The sequence below is a fragment of the Syntrophorhabdaceae bacterium genome (assembly GCA_036504895.1).
In the GTDB taxonomy this organism is placed as follows: Bacteria; Desulfobacterota; Syntrophorhabdia; order Syntrophorhabdales; family Syntrophorhabdaceae; genus PNOM01.
Window position 1 is genome coordinate 1 of sequence record DASXUJ010000115.1, and the last position, 25,491, is coordinate 25,491.

Genomic DNA, 25,491 nt, shown 5'->3' on the forward strand with positions numbered 1-25,491 from the left:
CGCGGGTGGAGCATGTGGCTCGGGGCAGAAAAGAGGGCAAGATCATAAAGGTCGCCCAGCGAAAGATGCAAAACGTGGTCGGGTTTATAAAAACGAGCAAGAATATCGCCTTCCTCGTTCCCGAAGACAACAGGATATCCCACCATTTTATCGTAAGCGATCCGCGGAAGCGGAAACTCAAGGACGGAGACCTCGTGGCAGCCCGCGTAACCGTCTTTCCCGACGAAGGCATAGAGCCTGAGTGCAGGATATTGAAACTCTTCGGGGGCTTATCCACTCTCGAATCGATAGCCCAGTTTGTGGAGTATAAGCACAACCTCCCCTTGAAGTTTAGAAGAGGAACCGAGGCCGAAGCGGAGAAGGCGGGAGCCCGGGCCGCGGCGGAAGACCGGCTCGACCTGAGGGAGACGGCCCATGTAACGATTGACGGTGAATTCGCGAAGGATTTCGATGATGCCGTATGTGTGATAAAGGGGCGCAAGGGATACACCCTCTACGTTTCTATCGCCGACGTCTCTCACTTCGTGCCGATAGATTCTTCCCTCGATCGGGAAGCGTTCGAAAGAGGCACGAGTATCTATTTTCCCGGACGGGTACTCCCCATGCTCCCCAAGGCCCTCTCCAACGTAACGTGCAGCCTGAATCCGGACGAAGACCGGTATACCCTCACCGCTATAATGGATTTTGACAATAGCGGTGCCATTATAAAGACATCTTTCCACAAATCGATTATCAGGAGCCATGCGCGGCTCACCTATAAGCAGGTGGAAAACGCCCTCATAACGAAGGACAGGAATACGAGGAAAGAACTGAAACCCTTGCTCCCCATGCTGACCCATATGGCGGCTCTTGCCAACCTGCTCACCGCCCAGCGGGAGCAGAGGGGCAGTCTCGATTTCGATCTGCCCGAGCCTGAGGTCCTTCTCGATATCGAAGGGGGAATAAAAGACATTTTAAGGGCGGAAAGGCTTTTCTCCCACAGACTTATAGAAGAATTCATGATCGCCGCCAACGAGGCGGTTGCCCGTTTTCTCGCCGAAAACAAAGTCCCCGCCGTCTACAGGGTCCATGAAGAGCCGGAAAAAGAGAAGCTCCGGGACCTGGAAAAACTCCTCGCCACCTTGACCGTACCCCATAAGGGAGGCGTAAAAGATATTAAGGCGCTGCGTGCCATTCTCGATACGGTACGAGGCAAGGATTACGAGTTTCTCATAAACCGGGTCCTCTTGAGGTCCATGAAACAGGCCCGTTATTCGCCCCAGAATAAAGGTCACTTCGGTCTCGCTTCCCCCTGTTACCTTCATTTTACCTCTCCCATAAGGCGATATCCCGATCTTATCTGCCACAGGGTCTTGAAAAGCTTTCTCGATGGGGGCGCTGCATATAAGAATGAAAAGGAACTCGAAGCAATGTCGATCCATCTGTCCGAACGGGAGCGGATTGCCATGGATGCGGAGAGGGAGTTAGAGGATCGGATCAGGGTCCTCTTTATGAAAGACAAGATCGGAGAGGAATACGAGGGGATCATTACCCACCTGACGTCCTTCGGCATTTTCATTGAGCCCACAGAGGTCTTCGTTGAAGGGATCGTGCTCCTGTCGGAGCTTTTCGACGATTATTATCTTTTTCAGGAAGAGAAATACCGCCTCATCGGCAGGCGCACCAGAAAGATATACCGCATCGGAGACCGGGTCCGCATCAGGGTAGCCCTGGCCGACGTGGAGAAGAATCTCCTCCACTTCACTCTGGCTTAGAATGACAGTCTCGCCTCATTGAGGCCTTTCATGAGCCATCGCATTAAAATGCTTTTCTAAAATACTCGATACAGCCCTGACCTCGTAATGCGCCCGCGTTGACAGCCATACCCTTGCACCTTACATTTACATCAAGGTCGCGGGACGGGGCCAGTCCTGCTGCCCCTTTCCAACCCAGACAGGACTTGAAAAGGTCTTGACAATGTGGAGCCTCTCATGAACGGCGGAGCATACCCTTCATCCCCCCTCTGGCCCCTCGGCCTATTTACGGCAGGCGCCCTGGGGGTGGTTTTTGTCATGATCTTCCTCTCTTATGTGCTCGGCGAGAGGCATGAGGGAAGAACTACCGGCGAACCCTATGAATCGGGCATCGCCCCTGCCAAAACCATTGCTCGCGCTGCCGACATACGATATTTTCTTGTGGCTCTATTTTTCGTCATTTTCGATGTGGAGGCCCTTTTCATTTATGCCTGGGCGGTCTGCTTAAGAGAATCGGGATGGAGCGGATATGTGACTGCCATGATCTTCATCGGCGTGCTCCTCGCCGCGCTCCTCTACCTGTGGAGGCTTGGCGGCCTTGATTGGGCGGCGGGAAAGGGACCGCAGGCAGATCGGTCCGGAGACAGGCTACCTTGAAATGGAAACCCACAAGACCGAGGAGAGGTGCCCTTGAAGGGTCCTCTCCCGAAGACGCGGTGAAGCACACCCTTATCCTCTCCCGTCTCGAGGATCTCGTGGCCTGGGGGCGGAAAAATTCGATCTGGCCTTTTAATTTCGGGCTCTCCTGCTGCTACGTGGAGATGGCGGCGAGCCTCACGAGCCGCTATGACATCGCCCGCTTCGGTGCGGAAGTTATTCGCGCAACCCCGAGAGAAGCGGATCTCATGGTGATCGCGGGAACCCCTTTCATCAAGATGGCCCCTATAATAAAGCGTCTTTACGATCAGATGATGGAGCCGCGCTGGGTCATATCGATGGGCTCTTGCGCCAATTCAGGCGGCATGTACGACATCTATAGCGTCGTGCAAGGGGTGGATAAATTCCTCCCCGTCGATGTCTACGTTCCCGGGTGCCCGCCGAGTCCGGACGCGTTCATGGAGGGACTTTTGCTCCTCGCCGATGCGGTAGGCACACAAAGGCGCCCGCTGTCGTGGATAGGGCCGACCGGCGAGCGCAATATCCCCGCACCACCCTCGATGAAGGATTTGAAAAGAACGGCAAGGCAGTCGGCGACCCTGCTTCGATCTCCCCGGAGAATAGAATGATAGACGGACAGACCGAGGGTATCGCGAAAGAGGTCAGAAAGGTTTTCGGCGAAGATAGAATCGCCATCCAGGCAACAAGCGACGGCATACCCACCCTCTGGGCCGAAGGGGCTACGGTGAGAGAAGTACTCAGCTACCTCCACCATGAAGTGAGCGACCCGTACCGGACACTCTACGATCTTACCGCCATAGATGAAAGAGAGCGAATCCATCGCGAGGGACAGCCCGAATCGGCCTTCACCGTCGTCTACCACCTTCTCTCCTATGGAAGAAAGGAAGACGTTCGTGTGAAGATACCCGTGGGCGAGGAACTACCCCGCCCATCGAGTGTCGTCGATATATGGCCCTCGGCAAATTGGTACGAACGGGAGGTATGGGACCTCTTCGGCATCTCATTTGACGGCCACCCCGACTTGCGCCGTATCCTCATGCCCCCCGCCTGGAAGGGCCATCCTCTCAGAAAGGAACATCCGGCCAGGGCAACGGAGTTGGCGCCTTTTCAAATGACCGACGCTCAGGCAGCGGAAGCGGAACGCCTCATGTTTCACCCCGAAAGAGACTGGTCGGGCGAGATCGGCGGAGATAAGGAGATGATGGTACTCAACCTGGGTCCCCATCATCCGGGCACCCATGGAGTACTGAGGGTGATACTCGAGCTCGATGGAGAAGAGATTACCCGCATGGCCCTCGATATAGGCTACCATCACCGCGGAGCGGAGAAGATGGGCGAGCGCCAGTCCTGGCACACCTATATCCCTTTTACGGATCGTATAGACTACCTGAGCGGCTCGATGAATAACTTCCCTTACGTCCTCGCCGTGGAACAGCTCGCAGGAATAGAAGTCCCGGAAAAGGCAATGGTGGTACGCGTCATGATCGCGGAGCTTTTCAGAATCGCGAGCCACCTCGTCTTCTACGGCACTTTTGCGCAGGACCTGGGGGCCATGTCGCCGGTATTTTTCACCTTTAATGACCGGGAGCGCCTTTTCCGAATCATCGAGGCGATCTGCGGGGGCAGAATGCATCCGGAGTGGTTTCGTATCGGGGGAGTGGCGGACGACCTGCCCGATGAGTGGGAAAAGCCGGTCCGGGAGTTCATTGCCTATATGCCGGCAAGACTGAGGGAATATGAGAAGCTGGTCATGAAAAACAGTATTTTTAAAAAACGCACCAAGGGCGTTGGCATCCTCTCTCTCCAGGATGCCATTGACTGGGGCGTGACAGGACCTAATTTACGGGCCTGCGGCCTCGCCTGGGATCTGCGAAAAACGAGACCCTACTCCGGTTATGACCGGTTCGATTTCGAAGTCCCTGTGGCGACTGAGGGCGACTGTTACAGCAGGGCACGCGTTCGGGTCGAAGAGATACGCCAGAGCCTCAGGATCATCGAACAGTGCGTGGATAACATGCCGTCGGGGCCTTATAAGTCGGAACACCCCCTTACGACGCCTCCCCGCAAAGAGCGGACCATGCACGATATCGAGACGCTGATCGCCCATTTTCTCAACGTGAGCTGGGGACCGGTCGTTCCGCCGGGGGAGGCGGCCTGCACCATAGAGGCATCAAAGGGAAACACCGGCTATTACCTCATAAGCGACGGCAATACGATGTCATACCGCACCCGTATCCGGACCCCCTCATTCGCACACCTCCAGGTGGTGCCCATGGTGAGTAAGGGTCTCATGATCGCCGATCTGATCGCCATTTTGGGGAGTATCGATTATGTACTAGGAGACGTGGACCGCTAGGAGGAATGATTATGTTGACCGAGGAAGAGATAAGAGATCTACGGCGCATGCTCGATCTTACGGAAAACCCCGGGGCGGCCTCGGTAGAATCCTTGACGATCGTGCAGCGATCCCGGGGCTACATATCCGACGAAGCGATTCGGGATTTGGCGGCGTTTCTCGCCATGACACCGGAAGAGCTCGACGGTCTCGCCACGTTCTATCCCTTCATTTTCCGGAAACCCGTGGGCAGGCACCTCATACTCCTCTGTGATAGCGTGACCTGCTGGGCCCTCGGATACGACGAGGTACGGGCTCGCGTAAAAAGCCGCCTTGGCATAGGTTTCGGAGAGACAACCGCTGACGGCAGGTTTACCCTTCTGCCCGCAAGCTGCATGGGCGCCTGCGACCATGCGCCGGCAGCCATGGTTGACGGGAAGCTCTATACGAATCTCGATGGAGAGGCCATGGAAAAGCTCCTCGATGCCTGCGTGGAGGACTAGAGAGAATGGAGCGTCCCCTTACCGGCCGGATAAAGCCCGACGGAGAGCCACTCAGCATAAAAGAGTATAGGAAAGGTGGAGGCTACGAAGGCCTTCGAAAAGCCGTAAAGGAGATGACCCCTTCACAGGTTCTGGAAGAGGTGAAGGCCTCGAGTCTTCGGGGAAGAGGTGGGGCAGGCTTTCCCACGGGTCTGAAGTGGAGCGTCACCCCTGCCGACGATGGTACCGGGGGACACCGGTATTTCATCTCCAATTCGGACGAGATGGAGCCGGGCGCATTCAAGGACAGGATCCTCATGGAGGGAAATCCCCACCAGCTTATCGAAGGCATGATCATAGGAAGCTACGCAACAGGAGCCGACCGGGCATACGTCTTCCTCCGTTGGGAATACGGGGAATCGGCAAGGCGGCTAAGAAGAGCAGTCTCGGAGGCTTATGAAGCGGGTTTTGCGGGGAAGCACATTCTCGGCTCGGATTTTTCGGTCGACCTATACCTTCACGTAAGCGCGGGGCGCTATATCTGCGGGGAAGAGACCGCACTCCTCAACGCCCTCGAGGGGAAAAGGGCCATACCGCGCTCAAAACCTCCTTTCCCCCAGGTCGCAGGCTTATGGGGAAGACCCACCATAGTGAACAATGCGGAGACCCTGTCGAACGTATCCCACATCATACGAAATGGGGCTGAGTGGTACCGGGGCTTGAGCAGGTGCCGGGATGGGGGCACGAAAATGTACGGAGTCAGCGGAAGAGTGAAGAAACCCGGTGCATGGGAGCTTCCGATGGGAATCACGATCCGGGAGCTCTTTGAAGAATATGCAGGAGGGATGGGGGACGGTTTCCGGTTCAAAGGCATGCTTCCCGGAGGAGGGTCAACCGATTTTCTCGTGGAGGAGCATCTGGAGACGATGATGGATTTCGATTCGATGCAAAAGGCGGGCAGCCGACTGGGAACAGGGACCATGGTCATCCTCGACGACAAAACCTGCCCTGTGGGCATGGTGGCGAACCTGGAGCGCTTTTTTGCCCGTGAGTCCTGCGGGTGGTGCACGCCCTGCAGGGAAGGACTTCCCTGGGTCGCGGAAATCGTTAAGGCCATCGAGGACGGCTCGGGCCGCGAGGACGATCTGACGCTCCTCGAGGAGCAGACGAAGCTCCTCGGCCCCGGTCGGACCTTCTGCGCCCACGCGCCCGGGGCCATGGAACCCCTTCAAAGCGCCCTCAAATACTTCAGGGCTGATTTCGAGACCCATATCAGGGAGGGACGTTGTCCGTACAAGGCTCAATGATCTCCATCTATGTGGACGGCGCTGCCCATGAGGTGAAAGGGGATCAGAGTCTTCTACGCGCCTGTCTCTCCCTCGGAATTGATGTGCCCTATTTCTGCTGGCATCCCGCCCTCGAATCGGTGGGCGCCTGCCGCCAGTGCGCCGTGAAACTCTATAAGGACGAAAAGGACCACATCGGAAAGATCGTCATGTCGTGCATGACCCCTCTTGCCGAAGGCATGCGGGTATCGGTGAACGACACGGAGGTGACAAAGTTCAGGGCCGCCAACATCGAATGGCTCATGCTGAACCACCCCCATGATTGCCCCGTGTGTGACGAGGGCGGGGAATGCCACCTCCAGGACATGACCCTAATGACCGGTCACGTGATGAGGCGCAACCGGTTTAAAAAGCGGACGTACAGAAATCAGAATCTGGGTGGATTTCTCAATCATGAAATGAACCGGTGCATCCAATGCTACCGCTGTGTGCGATTCTACCGCGATTATGCCGGCGGTCGCGATCTCAATGTATTTGCATCCCGCAACCATGTCTATTTCGGACGGCATGAGGACGGACCTCTTGAAAACGTATTCAGCGGCAACCTTGCCGAGGTATGTCCCACCGGGGTGTTTACCGATAAACAGTTCAAGAAACGCTATACGAGACCCTGGGACCTTGCCACAGCGCCATCGCTGTGCGTCCTTTGCGGCCTCGGCTGTAATATTCATCCCGCGGAGCGGTACGGCGAGCTGAGACGGGTGCGAAACCGGTTCAATGGAGAGGTGAACGGCTATTTCCTCTGCGACCGGGGCCGCTATGGCCATGAATTCGTGAATAGCCCCTTAAGGATTCATAGCCCCCTCCTAAACAAAAGGGTAGCCGGTAGTGCGAGCGCTATCGGGAAAGTGGAGGCTCTTCGGCTTTTTCACGAGATATGGAAAGAAAGCAACGGCGTCGTGGCTATAGGTTCTCCCCGCGCGTCTCTGGAATCCAATTTCGCACTTCGCGCCCTGGTGGGCGTTGACCGTTTTTATGCGGGTATGGGCTCAAAGGAGCTGGCTCTCATCTTACGGATCATTTCAATGCTGAAGGAAGGTCCCGCCCGTATCCCCTCGCTTCAGGAAGTGGGATCGGGGGATGGAGTCCTCGTGCTCGGTGAGGATATCACCAACACCGCCCCTATGCTCGCCCTCTCCGTGCTCAAAGCACAAAGAAACTCACCTCTCGCCGAGGCAGAGAGATTCGGTATTCATCGATGGGATGACAGCGCCTGGAGGTCCGCGACCCAGGGAAAGAAGGGGGCCCTCTTTGTGGTGACCCCTATGAGCACCTGGCTCGACGGGTTTGCCACCCATGTGTTGAGAGCCACCCCTGAAAATTGCGCCCGTATTGCCTTTGCCGCGGCCCATCTGGTTGACAGCCGCTCCCCTGAGATTAGGGACCTAAGGGAGGATGAGGCATCGTTTGCGGCCATTCTGGCAGAGTCGATGAAAAACCTCCGTTGCCCCTTCATCATCTCCGGAGTCACTATGGGAAATCCCGCATTGGTTGACGGAGCGGTAAATTTATCTCACGCTTTATCCAGGGCAGGACATGAAGCGGGCTTGTCTTTTGTGATGCCCGAATGCAACAGCCTCGGCCTCGGCCTCATCTGCTCTCATGGCAGGGCTGTAGAAGATGCATTTCAGGAGATTGAAGAAGGTCGGGCCGATACCCTTATAATCCTGGAAAATGACCTCTTCAGGAGGACCAGTCGGGAACGGGCCGCTGCGTGTCTTCAAAAATGCCGGCATGTGATAAGTTTAGATTGTTTACAGAATGGGACCACGGCTGCCTCCGACCTCGTCCTGCCGGCCGCAACTTTTGCCGAGACTACGGGCACATTGGTGAGCGGCGAGGGACGGGCACAACGCTTTTTTCAGCTCTTTATTTCCCAGGGGGATATCAGGCCGAGCCGGGCGTGGCTTTCGGATATGGCGAAAATGGATGGAGAGGCCCGGGGGAGGCAGCCCCATACCCTGGATGAGTGCATCACCTCCCTCGCGGAGGCCTTTCCCGACCTTCGGTTACTTCCGGACTGTGCACCACTTTCAGGGTTCAGGGTCAGGGGCCGCAAGATTCCACGGGAACCTCACCGTGAGAGCGGACGTACCTCCCTACACGCCGATATCACGGTGCACGAACCTGAGTCTCCCCATGACCCCGAAACACCGCTTGCCTTCACCATGGAAGGTTACGGAGGAGAGCTGCCGTCTCCCCTCATCCCCCGCTTTTGGGCGCCCGCATGGAACTCCGTTCAGGCGGTCAATAAGTTTCAGACGGAGGTGGGAGGACCCCTTCGCGGCGGCGATCCGGGCATTCGACTTATCAAGCCCGGTCCCGGAGGCGGTGATTACCTGGAACCGGTCCCTCTCGAAGCCGATGTCGCGGCGGTTCTCTTTCTCGTGGTACCCATCGCCCATATATTCGGCTCCGAAGAGTTGAGCCTCCTCGCGCCCGCCATACAAGAGCGGACCCCCGAGGCCCGTTTTATTCTCAATGCGTCCGATGCGAAAAGGCTGGGTATCGGGGAGGGCGACCTGGTAGAAGCCCATCTCCCGGGTGGCCCCTGCCGCGCTCCGGCACACGTAACAGCCGATTTTCCCGAACATGCGGTGGGCGTCCCGCTCGGGCTTCCCGGCTTCGCACAAAACCTCGGAGGTGCATATATTGAGCTAAGGAAGGCGGGTCATGAAAGGTGAGGTGAGACAGGTTATTGTCGTGGCAGGGACATTATTCGGCGCCCTCGGCGTGGCTGCGTGGCTCATATGGCTGGAAAGGAGGCTCCTCGCTCTATGGCAGGACCGCTTCGGGCCCAACAGGGTCGGCCCCTTCGGTCTCTTTCAGCCCCTTGCCGACATGGTAAAAATCCTATCAAAGGAAGACTGGATACCTCCCTTTGCCGATAAATTTCTTTTTGTAATCGCCCCTGCCATTATTATGGTCACCGTACTTCTCTCTTTCACCATAGTGCCGGTGGGACCCGGTATACAGGTGATCGACCTCAACGTGGGGGCACTCTTTTTTCTTGCCATGACCTCCCTTGGCACCTATAGCATTGTACTCGCGGGCTGGTCGTCGGGCAGTAAATATTCACTCCTGGGGGCGCTCAGAGCCGTGGCGCAGATGGTAAGTTATGAGGTGTTCATGGGTCTGTCCCTCATGGGCGTGGTATTGATGGCAGGCTCTTTCAGCCTGAGGGAAATAGTAGAGGCCCAGGCGGACATGTGGTTCTGCGTGCCCCAGTGCGTCGGTTTCGTCACCTTTTCACTCGCGGCCGTGGCGGGAAGTCACCGGCTGCCTTTCGACCTGCCGGAGGCGGAGAATGAACTTGTGGCGGGATACCACTCCGAATATTCAGGCATGAAATTCGGGATGTTTTATGTGGGTGAATACTTGAACATCACCCTTTTATCCGCCCTCATCACCACTGCCTTTTTTGGAGGATGGCAGGGCCCCCTGCTGCCGCCTGCAGTCTGGTTCGGCCTGAAGACTTTTGTGTTCCTCTGTGGCTTCATTCTATTGAGGGCATCCCTGCCTCGACCCAGGTACGATCAGCTGATGGCATTCGGCTGGAAAGCCATCCTGCCCCTCTCCCTGCTCAATCTGGCGGCCACAGGGGCAATTCTTCTTCTCAAGGTCAAGGGGTGATAAGGGTGCTGAGTCTCTTGAGGACCATGGGGACCATTCTCCTCCACACGATACGGAAACGGGAAACAGTGCTTTATCCGGAAGAGAAAAGACCGGTCCCGCCGCGATGGAGAGGGCGTATCATCCTTTCCCGTGACCCCGACGGCATGGAGCGGTGTGTGGCATGCTACCTCTGCGCGGTGGCCTGCCCCGTCGACTGTATCTCCCTCCAGGCCAATGAAGATGCATCGGGAAGAAGGTATCCCGAATTCTTCCGCATCAATTTCTCGCGGTGTATCTTTTGCGGTTTCTGTGAAGAGGCATGCCCTACGTATGCGATACAGCTTACACCCGATTTCGAGATGGGCGAGTACCTTCGTGCGAATCTCGTATATGAAAAGGAGGACCTGCTCATCAACGGACCCGGCAAATACCCGGATTACGATTTCTACAAGGTAGCCGGCCTTGCGATTCAAGGCAAAGATAAAGGCGAAGCCGAATCCGAGCTTCCCCCCGTGGATGTGCGGAGCCTTCTTCCATGAAAGAAGTTCCCGGTTGAGGATTGAAGAAATGGGATGTAGGAGCACGAGAGAGGCAAGGCAATGAACATTCTCTTTTTTGTCGCGGGCGGAGTCGCCGTAGTGTCTACCATTATGGTGGTCACATGCTCCCATGCCGTGCATGCCCTCCTTTACCTTGTTGTCTCCCTCCTCTCTACAGGCCTTATCTTTTATGTCCTGGGGGCCCCGTTTGCAGCGACACTGGAGGTGATTATTTACGCGGGGGCCATAATGGTGCTCTTCGTCTTCGTAGTCATGATGCTTGACCTTGGACATGCAAGGGAAGGTGGTCGAAAAAACCGTATTCTTCCCCTATTCGCGGGTCCGGTGATCCTCTCTTCCGTCCTGTTAGCCGAGATCGCCTACGCAATCATAAAAGGGATGGAACGTCCTTATCCCGTACAGATGGTCTCTCCCGGGGAGGTCGCCGCGGAACTCTACGGCCCTTATGCACTCGGCATAGAGATTGCGTCGATGCTTCTTCTTGCGGGACTCGCGGCGGCTTTTCATCTGGCGCGCCATCACAAGGAGAGACCGGCAGGGGAGGATAAAAGGCGATGATGCCCCTCATATCCATGGAATATGGACTCGTCCTGGCCGGAATTCTCTTTGCCATAGGCTTGGGCGGGGTCATGGCGAGGCGGAATATGATCTTCATTCTCTTCTCGCTCGAAATCATGCTGAATGCCGCAGGACTGGCCTTTATCGTAGCGGGGGCCGCCTGGGGACACGCCGACGGACAGGTAATGTTCATCTTCATCCTTGCGGTAGCTGCCTCCGAAGTAGCGGTCGGCCTCGCCCTCCTGCTGAAATTCCGGGAGCAGCATAAGGGCCTGGAGACGGAGTCCGCGAGGCAGATGAGGGGATAAGGGCATGGATCTCCTTAAGGATGTGCAGAGGCTCTCTCATAGGTTATTTAACTGGTACGATGCCTTTCACCGGCTGACGTAAAGGGCCGGAAGGAGGGCCCCTCCCGCTGCCGTTTCGGTTGCAAGGAGCGCGGGGAGAGGCGGCTCGGCCGGTTTTACCGGATGCCCGACAGGAGCCAGAAGTAGATACCTTAAGCAGCGCTTTACGCGGGAGGCGACGTGAACGACTATGATTGATTCTCTCTGGCTCATTCCCGCCTGGCCCCTCGCCGGTTTCGTCATACTAACCCTTTTCGGGTCCCGCTTCCCACGGAACTCCCTAGCCCTCCTCGGTGCGACTCCGTCGGCCCTGTCGGCCATAACCGCTTCTCTCGTAATGCTTCAGTTCATGAACCATTTTCCGGGACAAGCCCCCTACACTCTTACCCTTTGGATGTGGCTCCAGGCGGGAGGTTTCAGCCCCTCCATCTCCTTCCTCCTCGATCCCCTCTCCCTGACCATGGTCCTTGTGGTGAGCTGGGTCGGGTTCCTGATTCTCCTCTATTCAGTCCCTTATATGGCTGGCGAAATAGGATATGGCAGGTTCTTCGCCCACATGAACCTTTTTGTAGCCTCTATGCTGCTCCTCGTGCTTGCCGACAACCTGCTCCTCCTTTACCTTGGGTGGGAGGGGGTCGGGTTGTGCAGCTACCTTCTCATAGGCTTCTGGTATCAAAAGGAAGAGAATATGAGGGCGGCCTTTAAGGCGTTTTTTATAACCAGGATCGGCGATGTTGCCCTGGTTTTCGCTATTTTCATCATATACCACAACCTCGGGACCCTTAATATCCAGGATGCAATGGCCACGGCATCCGCTGACTGGCGCGCGGGCTCCGCTACCGCGATTGCCGTGGCTTCCCTGATCCTTGCGGGGGCCCTTGGAAAGTCGGCCCAACTCCCGCTTCAGACGTGGCTTCCCGATGCCATGGCCGGACCGACCCCGGTGAGTGCCCTCATCCATGCGGCAACCATGGTGACGGCCGGGGTATACCTTATCGCCCGTACCCATATATTCTTCTCCCTTGCCCCCGCGGTGCAGTTAATCGTAGCCGCACTCGGGGCGGCGACGATCCTGCTCGCCGGCTCGAGTGCCCTCGTGCAGAGGGATATCAAGCGTCTCCTCGCCTATTCCACCATGAGTCAGATCGGCTATATGTTCTTGGCCCTGGGCGTGGGCGCATGGGTCGCGGCGGTTTTTCACCTTGTGATCCATGCCTTTTCAAAGGCGCTCCTTTTTCTCAGCGCGGGACTGGTCATCCAGGCGCTCGGGGATGAGCGCGATATCTCCCGCATGGGAGGATTAAGGAAGGCACTCCCGTTGGCCTTCTGGACCTTCTTTATCGGCTCGGCTTCTCTGGCTGCAATCCCTTTTATTACCGGGGGGTTTTTCAGCAAAGAGATGATCCTCTCCGGCGTTTGGACATCTCCCATAGGAGGACCCATGCTTTTGGTTGCGGGACTCGCGGGGGCGCTCATTACTTCGGTCTATATATTTCGTCCTTTCTTCATCATCTTTTTCGGTAAGGAAAAGGGCATGCCTGAAAAAGGGAGCCACCCTGCGGCGACTATCAGCCTTGTCATCCTGTCGGCTCTCGCTCTTATGGGAGGGTATGTTGAGACACCGCCGGTCTTGGGAGGCGTCGGTCTTTTCTCCCGATTCATGGAGAAAAACTTCCCGCTCGTCACAGACCTCTCCATGAGCGGGCAGACAGCCCTTATAGTCCTTTCTCTTCTGACTTCATTGGGAGGAATCTTCCTCGCCTATGTTTGGACTACCAGAGAGCACGGATATGACAGAGACCTGGCACGGGCGCCCCTGGGGCGATTCCTCTATTCCGGATGGGGTTTTGACCGTCTCTACGCCATAGTATTCGTAACCCCCTTTCTCTTTCTTGCTCAACTTAACAGAAATGATTTCCTCGATCTCTGGTCCAGGGGTATCGGCAGGGCGAGCGTGGCCGTGTACCGCATGCTTTGCGCCATGCAGACGGGGAACGTGAGGTGGTATGCCACTTTCATGGTCCTGGGGGCAATCGTCCTGATCGGGATGGTGATCTTCCTATGATTCCCACACTCTTCATCCTTATCCCCGGGGTGGCAGGTGTTCTTTGCGGGGCCGCAGGCAGACTGGGAAGTCTCTGGCCACGCTGGATCGCCTTGGTCACCCTGCTCTCGGAGTGCGCGGGGGGCATCATATGGTGGATCTCCTCCCCGGGCAAAACGGGAACGGGGCTCTGGCTCGCGGAGACGAGGGCTGATTGGCTTCCGGGCCTCGGCGTCACCTTCCATCTTGCAATCGACGGCATCAGCCTCCTACTGGTACTCCTTACTTCTTTACTGGGGGCAGTCGCCGTAGTCTCATCGTGGAAAGGGATTACGGAGCGGGTGGGTTTTTTCCATTTCAATCTTCTCTTCTGCCTGACGGGCGTGATAGGGGTGTTTCTCGCCCTCGACCTGTTCCTCTTTTATTTTTTCTGGGAGATGATGCTTATTCCCATGTATTTCATCATTGCCCTTTGGGGACACGAGCGCCGGTTCTTCGGGGCAGTCAAATTCTTTATCTTCACCCATGCGGGTGGCCTGCTTATGCTCGCTGCCATCATTAGTCTCGTATTTCTTAATGGGGCCCAGACGGGCCGTTATTCTTTTGATTACCCCGACCTGCTTCACACTTCCCTTCCGGCAAGCATCGAGCTCGCCCTATTCCTTGCCTTCGCCGCCGCCTTTCTTGTGAAGCTCGCCGCCCCGCCCTTTCATTCGTGGCTCCCTGACGCACATACGGAGGCGCCCACCGGGGGCAGTATCATTCTCGCGGGCCTGCTCCTGAAGACAGGCGCATACGGCATGATCCGCTTTGCGGTGCCCTTCTTTCCGGGTGCGGCGGATTTGTGCGCTCCGGCGGGGATGGTGCTCGCGGTAGCAGGCATCATTTACGGCGCGTTGCTGGCCTTCTCGCAAACGGATTTAAAGCGTCTTATCGCATACACGAGCATCAGCCATATGGGATTTGTGCTTCTCGGTATTTTTGCCTGGAATGGGCTTGCCCTGCAGGGGGTGATGCTCCAGATTGTCTGTCACGGGTTGAGCACCGGTGCGCTCTTTCTTCTCGCCGGGGCGCTGGAGGAACGGACAGGGACGCGCGAGATGTCACGGATGGGCGGCCTCTGGAGAACGGCCCCGCGCATGGGAGGAGTCGGGCTTTTCTTTGCCCTCGCATCGCTGGCCCTTCCCGGTCTGGGCAATTTCATCGCCGAGTTCCTCATACTCCTCGGGACCTACAGTGAAAGCGTCACCTTTACCGCGATCGCAGCTTCCGGCATGGCGGCCGCGGTAATTTACGCCCTCAGTTTCGTGAGCCGCACTTTTTTCGGCGGATTGAGGGAGGGAACGCACGCGGACGACCTCTCGGCCCGCGAGATGGCGCCTTTTGCCCTCCTCGTGCTCCTCATCTTATGGATAGGCATATACCCCCAGACTCTCGTCAACTCCACCCGGACCAGTCTCGATAACCTGGTGCAATCCACAAAGGAACCCCTGAAGGTCCGTAACGAAATCGCATCCAAAGAAGTGCCCGAGGCCGGAAAAGTGCGCAGGGTATCTGCCGTCGTAAGGGAAGTGTATCGTGACCCTCGATAATCTCTATTCCCTTATGCCCCTTGCTCTCGTGGCCGCCGCGATTGTGGCCGCCCTTTTGGCGAGCGCCGCGAGGAGAGGCCGCGGACCGGTACTTTCAATCACGATCGGAGGTCTTCTATGCGCCCTCGTGGCGATCCCTTTTGTTTCTTTGCGCCCCCCTTATGAACGCCTCATTGCACCCCTTCTCATCATGGACGATTATACGCTCTTTCTTGCGGGCCTCCTCCTTTTCGCCTCCCTCGCCGTCTCCCTCGTCTCGCGAAATTATTTGAAAATCCGGAAATCCGGCACTGATGAGTTCTATATCCTTCAACTCATCTCCACCCTGGGCGCCATGGTAGTGGTTGCAAGCGACCATTTCGCCGCTTTTTTCCTGGGCCTCGAGGCCCTCACGGTCCCCCTCTACGGACTGATCGCCTACTCTTCCTCGGGAAAAAAGGGGGTCGAGGCCGGCATCAAGTACCTCATCCTCTCATCGGTTTCCTCGTCGTTCCTGCTCTTCGGGATGGCCCTTCTTTATGCACGGCTGGGTGTAATGGAGTTCTCGGGGGTTGCCCGCCTGATCTTTTCTTTTTCAATCGATCCCATGCTTTGGGCGGGAATCATGATGATGATCACGGGGATAGGGTTCAAACTGGCCATCGTACCCTTTCACATGTGGACGCCCGACGTATATGAAGGCGCCCCGGCGCCGGTGACCGCCTTCATTGCCACCGTTTCGAAGGGAGCCGTATTCGCCCTCCTGCTCCGGTTCTTCATCAACATCGATTTCTCGGCCCATGCCGCCCTTTTCGGCGTTTTCGCGCTCCTGGCCGTGGCCTCGATGTTCACGGGAAATCTTCTCGCCCTCTTTCAGGACAATGTGAAGCGCCTTCTCGCATACTCCTCCATCGCTCATTTCGGCTACATTCTGGTCGCTTTCTTATCTATGGGATCTTTGAGGGTTGGGGCGATCCTCTTCTATCTCGCCCAATATTTCGTGACCACCGTCGCCGCCTTTTCCATTATCGGCCTACTCTCCACGGGCCCGGAGGAGAAGACCTCGATCGAGGACTATAAGGGGCTCTATTCCCGCCATCCCTGGCTTGCAGGCGCTTTTACCCTTACCCTGCTTTCTCTCGCGGGCATGCCGCTGACCGCCGGTTTCATGGCCAAATTTTTCGTGATCACGGCAGGCATGAGCTCGGCACTCGTCTATCTTGTGCTTGCCCTGTTGATAAACAGCGCGATCGGCCTCTTTTATTACCTTCGCGTCGCGGCTGCCCTGTTTGCGGCGCCATTTGGAATTGCGGAGGGGCCGCTGCCGAAGGTCTCCCGGCTCAGTTGTTTTGTCATCGCGGTGCTCGCGGCGCTTCTGATTTTCTGGGGAATTCTGCCGTCGTCACTCATCGACATGGTCTTCGGCATGGGCGCGGCCGCATGACCTATTGAAGCCGCGCCGCGGCTCTTCAGCGGCCCGCGGGCTGCGCCACAAAATGTCTCCTCTCCTTGAGGAACAGCATGCTCACCGCGGCCACAAAGGCCATGACCGCAAGGAATGCGAAGGCTATTTGATAGGTTCCCGTAATGTCGAAAATGACACCCGCGGCGTAAGGCCAGAACCCTGCGCCGAGGAAATGGGCGGTATTGATGACGCCAGTCAGGATGCCCAGGTGGCGCACACCGTAGAGCTTTCCCACGAGCATGGGAGTGAGAGGTGCGGTAATGAGGTGGGTAAAGCCGAAGGCAAGGGCGAAGACATAGAGGCTCGTCACGCTCTTGAATTTCAGGACCATTGCGAAGAGGAAGACCCTCAGCACGAAGGTGAGGATGATGGGGATCTTGCTCCCGATGAAATCCGCTGCAGGCCCGGCGATGAGTATTCCCGCCAGGCTCATGAGGCCGTAGAGACCGAGCATGTTGCCTGCCGTCATGGGAGAGATACCGTAATCGGTGGCCAGGGGTATGAGGTGGGTGGTGGCGAAATAATCACCTCCCCCGCAGATGAACATCACCCCCGCGAAAATCCAGAATGAAGAGGTTCCCATGGCCTGCTTGAGGTTCATGTCCTCATCGGGCAGAACGGGAGCTGTTCCGGCCTCCGGCGTCTCGACCGGCTTCTTTTCCACGTAGCCGAAGGGCTTCAGTCCGAGCTGCGCGGGATCTCCTTTGATCACGAAGATTGCCAGTATGATATTGACCACCAGCATGACGATCCCGATATAGAAATAGGACGACCGCCAGCCGAAGTTGAGGGCGAAGAGGCTCATGAGCGGGACCAGGGCGAATTGGCCTATCGAGTTTCCCGAAAGGGATGCGCTTATCGCCATACCGCGCCACCTGTCGAACCATTTGCTCGTGAGGGTCGCCATGAGCGGAACGGCAGTCCCCGCTATTCCGAAGGCGGCGAGAATGCCATAGGAGAAGAAGAACTGGACTATGGAGTTCATAAAAGAGGTCATTATGAATCCCACGGAGATAAAAATTGTCGAGATGATGATGACCCATTTGGGTCCGTACCGGTCGTAGAGTTTCCCCACGACAAAAAGGGATATGGCGAAGACCACCATATTCACGAAGAAGACGAGAGAGACCGCGCCGCGGCTCCAGCCGAACTCCCCTATGATCGGCTTGAACATCACCCCGAAGGCGTAGCGCGCCCCGGAGTTGAAGAAAAGGATCACGAAGGCGGCAATGACTATATACCAACCATAAAAGAAATGACGACCGGCCGTGTTTTTATTCAAGGCTCACTCCTCCGGCTGAAGCATGGTTTTACTTACTCTTTAATCGTGCAGGTTACTATATGTCGGCATAAATTACAAAAGAAAAATGGCCGGTTGCGTGTATGCAACGCGGCCACTCGGGCAGGGGATTTCCCGGCTCGACTGATCTCTTGACTTTCAGACTGAATAGCTTATTTTATTTGCTGATTGGTTTATTTATTGGATGAATGACTTGTGTTTTATCTGCTGAATAACTTATTTTATTTGCATTCGACGGGTGGATACCGGTAAAACATCAGCCGGTCCCAACTTATGGAGAGTACTAACATGCGGGAGGTATTGCGGGGCAGCCTGGATGCCGCCTGGAATCGAGGATTGATATTTTATGGCCAGAGAAGATAAAGAACCTTTTCAGTTTCCGTGCTCTTACCCTCTCAAGGTGATGGGAGCCAACACCAATGAGTTCTATGCGGCGGTAAGCTCGGTTATTGAAAAATACATCGACAAAAGTTCGGACCTCACCTATCATGCCCGGACCAGCTCAGGCGGCAAATATTTATCGGTTACCGCCACCTTCAAGGCAGAAAGCCGGAAGCAGCTCGATGATATCTATAGTGAGCTTAACCGCCACGAATTGGTGCTTATGACTTTATAAGATTATTATTTAAACGAATTATGTGAGATTATCTTCCGGAGTATCTGAAAGTCTCGATGAGCGCCACTTTCCACTTGCCCTGCTCGAGGACCATCTGCAGGCGCGCCGGGCTCTCAGATTTCTTGTACTGGATCACTATTTCAGCCCTGCTCTTCTCGATAGGCCCCATGGTCCATTTGCTTTCTTCGAGCACCATGTTCGGGTTGAAGTTATCCATGTAACCGTCCCAATAGCCCTTGGCTACAGGTCCACCGGAGGCAAAGTCGCGCTCGAGGGTTTCTGCGGAATAATCGGTGGATTCCGAGGACGACACCGATTTCTTTATCGCTTTCAGCGTATCGTTTATGATGAGGCTTTTGGAGCCGGCGGAAAGATTTTTCCAGATGTTTTTGTAGTCTTTCCCTTTCATGCTCTTGAAGAGGGCATCGGCAGAGTCGAGAATGGCATTCGCGTCCTGGGCTAACCCCTTCACCGGGGCAAAACAAAAAAATAACCCCAGCATCAGGGTCAGGCATATCAGCCCGACTCTTGTTACTGAAGGAAATGAGGCTGGGAGCGTAGACTCCCAGCCTTGCAATCTCGTCAACAGATTTTAGTGGTGTGTCGGTGTAGTATGTGTCGGAATGAATCCGCCGCTGCCGCTGCCGCCGCCGCCCGTCGCTGCTGCTATGCCTGCCGCGACCGCTGCGACGCCTACGACTCCTACTGCGATTGTGCCCGCGCCTACGCCACCGGCCGCGCCCGCGCCCGATGCTGCGCCCGCGCCACCTGCGGCGCCGGCAGCGCCTGCTCCGGCCTTGCTATCGGAAGCACCTGAAGCAGCCTGCGCAAACCCCAATGAAGGAATTACTAAGGTGAAGGCAAACAAAACCAACACCGCCAGTCCAAGGAACTTACTCATCTTCGTAATCTTAAGCATGTCTCCTCCTATAATAATTATTTCTCGCAGTCCACTTGTGCTTTCAGTCCACGTGCGCTAATTGTTTATAGATAATTTTTATGGCATCCTAGTAGGAATGTCAAGCATATTTTGCGCAATTTTTACTAAATATGTTGATATACAACCACAATAGAACTGGATAAATAGAATATTATTTAGTATTTGGCAAGAAGAAAACTTATATCGTTTTTTTCACTCCATGCGCACATTAAGAATAGGATAAACCCGAAAAGAGACAATAAGCACTTGAAAATGCGTTGTCAAGCCGGGTAAATCATCGGGTTGCCTTTTTTGACTATATTTCTCGTATCCACGATGGGAATGCCCAAGGACCCGAAGTCGATCGTCCGATAGCGGTCATGAGGCGTCAGGATCACCACGAGGTCGAACTTCGAGGTAATCTCCGTCGAGGTCCTGCCCGCGAACTGCGGAAATTCTCGGTTTTGACGTATCGACGGAAAATAGGGGTCGTTATAGAAGACGAATGCCCCTTTGGCTTCCAGCTTGGCCATCACGGCATAGGACGGAGATTCCCGGTCATCGTCCACGTCGGCTTTATAGGCAAGGCCGGCAACGAGAATCCTCGAACCCTTCACGGTCTTATTGATCTCATTTAACGCATGGGCAATCTTTCCCACCACGTAGTCGGGCATGGAACGGTTGATCTCCCCTGCGAGCTCGATGAAACGGGTCGCGAAGTCGTATTCCCGCGCCTTCCAGGTAAGGTAGAAAGGATCGATCGGGATGCAGTGGCCGCCCAGCCCCGGACCGGGATAAAAGGCATGGAAGCCGAAGGGTTTCGTCCCGGCCGCCTCGATCACTTCCCATATGTCGATGTCCATTTTATCGAAGAGCATCTTCATCTCGTTGACCAGGGCGATGTTGACCGCCCGGTAGATGTTCTCGAGGAGCTTCGTCGCCTCGGCCGCCCTGGTGGACGAAACCGGCACCGTCCGATCGACGACCGTGTCGTAAAGGGCCTTCGCCGCCTTAAGGCATGTGGCGCTGAATCCCCCCACTACTTTCGGCGTGGTTCTCAAGTTGAAATGCTTATTCGCCGGGTCCTCCCGCTCGGGCGAAAAGGCGAGGCAAAAATCCTTTCCCGCCTTCAGTCCCGACTTCTCCAATATGGCCCTCATGTCCTCGTCCGTGGTCCCCGGATAGGTGGTCGATTCCAGGATGATAAGCTGCCCCTCCCGGAGGTACTGGCCGATCATCTTCGCCGTATTGAATACATAGGTCATATCGGGCTCGCGGTTTTTGTTGAGCGGAGTAGGCACGCAGATGAGAATGGCGTCCATACCCGTCAGCAACGAGAAATCTGAAGTGGCCTGAAATCCGTGTGATGCGGGTGATGCGTCTGGAGGCGGGGCGAAAAGGGGCGCGATATCTATATGCTTGATATAGCATCTTTGTTCCCGGAGGGCAGTGACCTTTTTGTCGTCTATATCGAAGCCCGTTACCTGGAAGCCCGCTTTATGAAATTCAATGACAAGAGGCAGGCCCACGTATCCCAGGCCGATTACCCCTATTTTTGCTTCGCGTGACGCGATCTTGTCGAGTAGCTCCACCAAAACCTCCGTATGTTATTTCAAATTTAGTCCGATCTTTAGAACTGCTTCCACACAATCCCCAGGACGACGGCCAGGGCGAGGATCACGGGGATGATCGTCATGAGCCGCCTGAGCCGCTCTCCGCTCGCTTTCACGGAGCTTTCAAGCTGCCTCGTGTAGAGCGCCCGCTCCACCTTTATGAGCAGGTCCTCGACGTGCAGGGGCTTGGTCACGTAATCAAAGGCGCCCCCCTTGATAGTCTCCACCGCGCCTTCCACGCTCGGAAATCCCGTGATGACCAGAAAAGGGACGGTGGCGTCTTTTGCCCGAAGCCGCTTCAGGAGCTCCTTGCCGTCGATCTTCGGCATGGCGATATCGGAGATCACGCAGTCAAAAAGGCCGGGTTCGAATTTCGAAAGCGCCTCTTCGCCGTCTCTCGCCGTGCTGACCATATATCCCATGGTCCCGAAGTAATCGGAGAGAAGTTCCCTTATCTGCGGCTCGTCATCCACCACGAGGAGCCGTTCGCTCCGTCGCTCAGATTCTCTATACCCTTTGAACGATATTTCCTTCTTTTTTTCTCTCATATCCCCGATCTCTTCTCCAGGATTGCCTTCTTGGCGCTCATTGCGCCGTGGTGCGCCTTCCTATACCGGACTCCCTTCTGGTGGACCGGCTGCAAGTGCTCCTTCTTCTCCCTCTCTATCCAGTCAAGGGCCTTTATCATAGTTTCCCGAAGCTGCTCCGCACGCCGCAAGGTAAAGTTGTCAAGCTGCTCCTTCTTCGTATCCTTGATAAGGTGCAAGGTAGCCGGCATGAATTCCGAATCCACAAGAGGAACCTTCACAGTGAGCATGTAACCTTTGTCCACGTCCTGACGACGCCGGTAATATCCGCGCACCCAATGAAGGCTCCACGACTCCCTACGAGGCCCCGCGGCCTCCCAGGAGAGAGGAAACCCCGACACCGGCTCCGACAGTTTAGCATTGTCGTGCCGTCTCTCGTGACCGACATAACTACTGCGCGTTTCCCCGGTCACTCCATATTCGGCCCCCACATACAGATCAGCCCTGTCAAACCTCAAAAACTCAAGAGCCTTGCCGACATTTTCCCAAAGTTCTTCCAGGTCCTGAGACTGGCTGATCTCGATCTGAAGCCCAAGAAAGCTCCGCCTGTTATGGCTGATCCCGGCAACATCGGTAATATCCCTAAACCACCCGAAGACCTTGTCCGATGCGAGATATTCGAAATACCCAAGCTTCCGGGTAAAAAGCAAGGCCGCCACACCCACGATGATGATAAAAAGCCCCGCCCGCTTGTCCTGGATATTGACCATGACCACCGCAAACAAGCAAAGAGCAACAGAGATGGCATAGATAAGCAGGACTGCCTTCGTCTTGGAAAATCCCATCTCCACGAGTTTATGGTGGATGTGGCTCTTGTCGGGCTGGAAGAGTTTCTTGCCTATCATAAAACGCCGCACTGGTGAGAGGATGGTATCGAATACAGGAACGCCCATGGCAATGAGCGGAATCAATACAATAGTGGCTGTTTGCGCCTTGGCAGAACTGAGAATGGCTAAACCCGCAATCGCATATCCAAGAAAATAACTCCCTCCGTCGCCCATAAATATCGAAGCTGGATTAAAGTTATAGCGGAGAAATCCGAGCACCGAACCCCCGAGCGCGGCAAAAAGTAGTGCCGAAAGGTAAAGACCCCGCCACACCAAAAGGACGGTGATTATTATACAGACAAAGAACGTAATGCCGCCCGCAAGACCGTCTAGGCCGTCCGTAAGATTAATGGCATTAATGAGGAGCACGAACCAGAATATAGTGAGGCAATAGCTGATGATAAAAGAATGAATCGTCCCTCCCAAAAAATAATATGTGTCCACCTGCATTCCCGATCCAAAGGCCACCGTGGCGGCAGCTATTTGCAGTAGGAGCTTGACTTTCGCGCCGAGACGATAAATATCATCCAGTAAGCCGACGGCGAAAATCAGACCACCGCCCGTAAAAAATCCGATCATCTTCGGGTTCCATGTAAATAGCTCCGACACCTGAGTTTTCAAAAATCCACACAAGAGCATCGTCAACCAGAAAGCTACGAATATAGCTATCCCTCCACTCCTCGGTATTGTCCCATAGTGCATCTTGCGCTCGTTGGGCTTGTCGACTGCACCGATCAATCTTCCCAACTTGCCAGCAAGGGGGGCGGCGATCAGGGAGATTAAAAGAGCGATAAAAAAAGTAGCGATGACTGTTGTCATAGTGAACCCACGTTAAACATCACGCGTTAGCTTCAATAGTATGTCGACTATTCTTTCTGAAGCACAGCCGTCCCACAAAGCCGGAACGGTCCCCCGCTTGCCACCATTCTTCTGGAAAGTACGAAAAGCGCGTAATATATCGCCCTTGCCGGTGCCAATAAGGGTGTTTGTCCCCTCATCTATAGTGATCGGTCTTTCGGTATTTTCACGAACCGTAAAACATGGTACGCCAAGAGCGGTGGTCTCTTCTTGGAGACCTCCACTGTCGGTGAGCACGAAATTCGCGTCCTTCCAGAGGAACAACGACTCCTTGAACCCCAGTGGAGAGAGTGGGGTCACATTAGGGCCGAGTTTTAGGTTGTGGATGTCAAGCTGTTTACGCGTACGAGGGTGCACCGGGAAGAGAATAGGCATTTCATCAGATATTTGGTTCAAAGCCTCAATTATTTCACCAAAAACCCTCGGATCATCGACATTAGAGGGCCGGTGAAGAGTTAGAAAGGCATATTCGTTGAGTTTATCCTTTATTCTCGAGGTCGGAAAAATAGATGAATCCGAAGCTTTCAACTTTCGTATCTGGTAGTAAAGGTTATCTACCATCACGTGACCAACAAAAAAAATATCTTTCTTCTGTTTGCCTTCCTTGAGGAGATTATTGATGGCGCTCTTTTCCGTGACGAAGAAATAGTTGCTGACAGAATCGGTTACAATCCTGTTGATCTCCTCGGGCATTCCCATGTCGCCGCTTCTGAGGCCAGCCTCGACGTGGGCGACGCGTATCATATCTTTCTTTGCGACAATGCTGCACGCTAGTGTCGAATTGACGTCGCCTACAACAATGACTATGTCAGGACGGTCCTTTTCACAGACCTTTTCAAACCCTATCATTATCCGGGCAGTCTGGTCCGCATGGGTCCCCGAACCTGCATTAAGATAATAGTCCGGTCTTGGAATCTCTAGGTCCTCGAAGAATGCCTCGGACATGTCGTAATCATAATGTTGGCCAGTATGAACAATTTTCCAGCGCAGCCTGTTAGTTCGCTGGCTGACCAGCGCCCGAATTATCGGGGCTATTTTCACGAAATTGGGTCGTGCTCCAGCTACTAGAAAGATTTTCATGATATACCGCCTACGGATTCGACTTGATTGGCGTGAGGTCTTGCTCACGAATTAGAGCAGAGCATGTGCAGGGTGGGCCGCTTTCGGTCGAAGTTGAGAGCTAATTTTGATCAACCCCTCTTTCAGCTTGACATAAAGAGCCTCATTCCCCGTGCTGCTCCTCAATTGGAAAAAATCATCCTCGTTTCAGTCTCAAAATATAAGTTAGAATTGAAACCGGAAGATTATATGTCCCGAGGATTGGATTTGATTAAAGAATTGTCCGGTTCTATAACATATGGTCGAATCCACTGCCCTAGCTTAGACAATGGCTTGAGATATAACGTTAAAGGTCCAGGTGTAAGACCATTGGCTGCCCAAGAAAGCCTGTCAGACCGATTGGCCTTCAACCTGCTTCGCAGCGAATTATTGCTCAGCCCCCCACAGCGCATCTTTACCAGAGTTTTGGGGATATATTTCGTAGTAATTTTGTGTTTTACGAGGAACCGCAACATTAGTTCGTAGTCGGCTGCTGTTCCAAACTTCTGGTCAAATACACCAAATTGATCGTAAATCGATTTGCGGACGAAGAATGTCGGGTGGGGCGGCATCCAGCCCCGATAGAAGAGGCGATCGTTATATGCTTTTGACCTCCAGTAACGCTTCACCTTGCCAATATCATCGTTATCTACATATATCAAGTCTCCGTAACATGAGTCTAGATTATTCACATTAATGGTTCTTATCACTGTGGCCAATATCGAGTCATCGGCGTACTTATCGTCGGCATTCAAAATACCGATAATATCTCCCGTCGCGAGCCTTATACCCTTGTTCATAGCATCATATACCCCGTTATCCGGCTCTGAAACTATTTTTGACACGTGTGGAAATTCACCGACAACGGCTAACGTACGGTCGCTGGAGCCGCCGTCAATTATAATGTGCTCGCAGGCACAATTCTGTAAAGCCACACTA

22 protein-coding genes are annotated in these 25,491 nt (G+C 54.8%); 15 read left to right on the forward strand and 7 right to left on the reverse strand.

What is annotated here, in order from left to right; all coding sequences use genetic code 11:
* The 14 genes from rnr to VGJ94_16595 all read left to right on the forward strand — a co-directional run.
* Positions 1–1,754, forward strand: a 1,754-nt coding sequence (gene rnr / locus VGJ94_16530) for a ribonuclease R (GenBank protein HEY3278223.1), incomplete at its 5' end; no start/stop codon positions are given.
* Positions 1,755–1,970: 216 nt separating this feature from the next.
* A complete protein-coding gene (gene ndhC, locus VGJ94_16535; protein ID HEY3278224.1) occupies positions 1,971–2,390 on the forward strand; it encodes an NADH-quinone oxidoreductase subunit A in 420 nt (139 codons plus the stop codon).
* Positions 2,387–3,019 (forward strand): NADH-quinone oxidoreductase subunit B family protein, encoded by a 633-nt coding sequence (locus tag VGJ94_16540; GenBank protein HEY3278225.1) that lies wholly within the window; start codon positions 2,387–2,389, stop codon positions 3,017–3,019. The genes ndhC and VGJ94_16540 overlap by 4 nt, the downstream gene beginning before the upstream one ends.
* Positions 3,016–4,767 carry an NADH-quinone oxidoreductase subunit C/D gene (nuoC, locus tag VGJ94_16545; protein HEY3278226.1) on the forward strand — a complete coding sequence of 584 codons (1,752 nt, stop codon included), beginning with the start codon at positions 3,016–3,018 and terminating at the stop codon, positions 4,765–4,767. The genes VGJ94_16540 and nuoC overlap by 4 nt, the downstream gene beginning before the upstream one ends.
* An 11-nt stretch (positions 4,768–4,778) precedes the next feature.
* On the forward strand, positions 4,779–5,249 hold the full coding sequence (nuoE, locus tag VGJ94_16550) for an NADH-quinone oxidoreductase subunit NuoE (protein ID HEY3278227.1): 471 nt from the start codon (positions 4,779–4,781) through the stop codon (positions 5,247–5,249).
* A gap of 5 nt (positions 5,250–5,254) precedes the next feature.
* On the forward strand, positions 5,255–6,535 hold the full coding sequence (nuoF, locus tag VGJ94_16555) for an NADH-quinone oxidoreductase subunit NuoF (protein HEY3278228.1): 1,281 nt from the start codon (positions 5,255–5,257) through the stop codon (positions 6,533–6,535).
* Complete coding sequence (gene nuoG / locus VGJ94_16560) at positions 6,514–9,258, forward strand: NADH-quinone oxidoreductase subunit NuoG (protein HEY3278229.1); 2,745 nt, start codon at positions 6,514–6,516, stop codon at positions 9,256–9,258. Before nuoF ends, nuoG begins: the two co-directional genes overlap by 22 nt.
* Positions 9,248–10,207 carry an NADH-quinone oxidoreductase subunit NuoH gene (nuoH, locus tag VGJ94_16565; protein HEY3278230.1) on the forward strand — a complete coding sequence of 320 codons (960 nt, stop codon included), beginning with the start codon at positions 9,248–9,250 and terminating at the stop codon, positions 10,205–10,207. Before nuoG ends, nuoH begins: the two co-directional genes overlap by 11 nt.
* 5 nt (positions 10,208–10,212) lie before the next feature.
* Positions 10,213–10,728: an NADH-quinone oxidoreductase subunit NuoI gene (gene nuoI / locus VGJ94_16570; protein ID HEY3278231.1), complete on the forward strand. Its 516-nt coding sequence runs from the start codon at positions 10,213–10,215 to the stop codon at positions 10,726–10,728.
* A 60-nt stretch (positions 10,729–10,788) separates the two neighbouring features.
* On the forward strand, positions 10,789–11,307 hold the full coding sequence (nuoJ, locus tag VGJ94_16575; protein ID HEY3278232.1) for an NADH-quinone oxidoreductase subunit J: 519 nt from the start codon (positions 10,789–10,791) through the stop codon (positions 11,305–11,307).
* Positions 11,304–11,615 (forward strand): NADH-quinone oxidoreductase subunit NuoK, encoded by a 312-nt coding sequence (nuoK, locus tag VGJ94_16580; protein HEY3278233.1) that lies wholly within the window; start codon positions 11,304–11,306, stop codon positions 11,613–11,615. The genes nuoJ and nuoK overlap by 4 nt, the downstream gene beginning before the upstream one ends.
* 229 nt (positions 11,616–11,844) lie before the next feature.
* On the forward strand, positions 11,845–13,719 hold the full coding sequence (nuoL, locus tag VGJ94_16585; GenBank protein ID HEY3278234.1) for an NADH-quinone oxidoreductase subunit L: 1,875 nt from the start codon (positions 11,845–11,847) through the stop codon (positions 13,717–13,719).
* Positions 13,716–15,290, forward strand: coding sequence for an NADH-quinone oxidoreductase subunit M (locus tag VGJ94_16590; GenBank protein ID HEY3278235.1), 1,575 nt, complete (start codon positions 13,716–13,718; stop codon positions 15,288–15,290). The genes nuoL and VGJ94_16590 overlap by 4 nt, the downstream gene beginning before the upstream one ends.
* Positions 15,277–16,713, forward strand: coding sequence for an NADH-quinone oxidoreductase subunit N (locus tag VGJ94_16595; protein ID HEY3278236.1), 1,437 nt, complete (start codon positions 15,277–15,279; stop codon positions 16,711–16,713). Before VGJ94_16590 ends, VGJ94_16595 begins: the two co-directional genes overlap by 14 nt.
* A gap of 25 nt (positions 16,714–16,738) precedes the next feature.
* Here the strand turns inward: VGJ94_16595 and VGJ94_16600 are convergent, their stop codons facing one another.
* On the reverse strand, positions 16,739–18,016 hold the full coding sequence (locus VGJ94_16600) for an MFS transporter (protein ID HEY3278237.1): 1,278 nt from the start codon (positions 18,014–18,016) through the stop codon (positions 16,739–16,741).
* Between the two features lie 364 nt (positions 18,017–18,380).
* Here VGJ94_16600 and VGJ94_16605 point away from each other — a divergent pair, with 364 nt between their 5' ends.
* Positions 18,381–18,650, forward strand: coding sequence for a DUF493 domain-containing protein (locus VGJ94_16605; protein ID HEY3278238.1), 270 nt, complete (start codon positions 18,381–18,383; stop codon positions 18,648–18,650).
* A 28-nt stretch (positions 18,651–18,678) separates the two neighbouring features.
* On the opposite strand, the gene VGJ94_16610 is transcribed toward VGJ94_16605, so the two are convergent.
* The 6 genes from VGJ94_16610 to wecB all read right to left on the reverse strand — a co-directional run bounded on the left by VGJ94_16610 (position 18,679) and on the right by wecB (position 24,534).
* Entirely contained in the window at positions 18,679–19,152 is a 474-nt protein-coding gene (locus VGJ94_16610; GenBank protein HEY3278239.1) for a hypothetical protein, read from the reverse strand.
* Between the two features lie 90 nt (positions 19,153–19,242).
* Positions 19,243–19,569 (reverse strand): hypothetical protein, encoded by a 327-nt coding sequence (locus VGJ94_16615; GenBank protein HEY3278240.1) that lies wholly within the window; start codon positions 19,567–19,569, stop codon positions 19,243–19,245.
* Positions 19,570–19,850: 281 nt separating this feature from the next.
* A complete protein-coding gene (locus VGJ94_16620) occupies positions 19,851–21,161 on the reverse strand; it encodes a nucleotide sugar dehydrogenase (protein HEY3278241.1) in 1,311 nt (436 codons plus the stop codon).
* Positions 21,162–21,199: 38 nt separating this feature from the next.
* Entirely contained in the window at positions 21,200–21,730 is a 531-nt protein-coding gene (locus VGJ94_16625) for a response regulator (GenBank protein ID HEY3278242.1), read from the reverse strand.
* Positions 21,727–23,415, reverse strand: coding sequence for an MraY family glycosyltransferase (locus VGJ94_16630; protein HEY3278243.1), 1,689 nt, complete (start codon positions 23,413–23,415; stop codon positions 21,727–21,729). Before VGJ94_16630 ends, VGJ94_16625 begins: the two co-directional genes overlap by 4 nt.
* Before the next feature lie 12 nt (positions 23,416–23,427).
* Complete coding sequence (gene wecB, locus VGJ94_16635) at positions 23,428–24,534, reverse strand: UDP-N-acetylglucosamine 2-epimerase (non-hydrolyzing) (GenBank protein ID HEY3278244.1); 1,107 nt, start codon at positions 24,532–24,534, stop codon at positions 23,428–23,430.
* Positions 24,535–25,491 lie beyond the last annotated feature (957 nt).

Excerpts from the sequence above, each read along its gene's own strand:
- ndhC (HEY3278224.1), top strand. The coding sequence starts at position 1,971 with ATGAACGGCGGAGCATACCCTTCATCCCCCCTCTGGCCCCTCGGCCTA.
- nuoC (HEY3278226.1), top strand. The coding sequence starts at position 3,016 with ATGATAGACGGACAGACCGAGGGTATCGCGAAAGAGGTCAGAAAGGTT.
- nuoE (HEY3278227.1), top strand. The coding sequence starts at position 4,779 with ATGTTGACCGAGGAAGAGATAAGAGATCTACGGCGCATGCTCGATCTT.
- nuoF (HEY3278228.1), top strand. The coding sequence starts at position 5,255 with ATGGAGCGTCCCCTTACCGGCCGGATAAAGCCCGACGGAGAGCCACTC.
- nuoH (HEY3278230.1), top strand. The coding sequence starts at position 9,248 with ATGAAAGGTGAGGTGAGACAGGTTATTGTCGTGGCAGGGACATTATTC.
- nuoJ (HEY3278232.1), top strand. The coding sequence starts at position 10,789 with ATGAACATTCTCTTTTTTGTCGCGGGCGGAGTCGCCGTAGTGTCTACC.
- nuoK (HEY3278233.1), top strand. The coding sequence starts at position 11,304 with ATGATGCCCCTCATATCCATGGAATATGGACTCGTCCTGGCCGGAATT.
- nuoL (HEY3278234.1), top strand. The coding sequence starts at position 11,845 with ATGATTGATTCTCTCTGGCTCATTCCCGCCTGGCCCCTCGCCGGTTTC.
- VGJ94_16590 (HEY3278235.1), top strand. The coding sequence starts at position 13,716 with ATGATTCCCACACTCTTCATCCTTATCCCCGGGGTGGCAGGTGTTCTT.
- VGJ94_16605 (HEY3278238.1), top strand. The coding sequence starts at position 18,381 with ATGGCCAGAGAAGATAAAGAACCTTTTCAGTTTCCGTGCTCTTACCCT.
- VGJ94_16610 (HEY3278239.1), bottom strand. The coding sequence starts at position 19,152 with ATGCTGGGGTTATTTTTTTGTTTTGCCCCGGTGAAGGGGTTAGCCCAG.
- VGJ94_16615 (HEY3278240.1), bottom strand. The coding sequence starts at position 19,569 with ATGCTTAAGATTACGAAGATGAGTAAGTTCCTTGGACTGGCGGTGTTG.
- VGJ94_16625 (HEY3278242.1), bottom strand. The coding sequence starts at position 21,730 with ATGAGAGAAAAAAAGAAGGAAATATCGTTCAAAGGGTATAGAGAATCT.
- VGJ94_16630 (HEY3278243.1), bottom strand. The coding sequence starts at position 23,415 with ATGACAACAGTCATCGCTACTTTTTTTATCGCTCTTTTAATCTCCCTG.
- wecB (HEY3278244.1), bottom strand. The coding sequence starts at position 24,534 with ATGAAAATCTTTCTAGTAGCTGGAGCACGACCCAATTTCGTGAAAATA.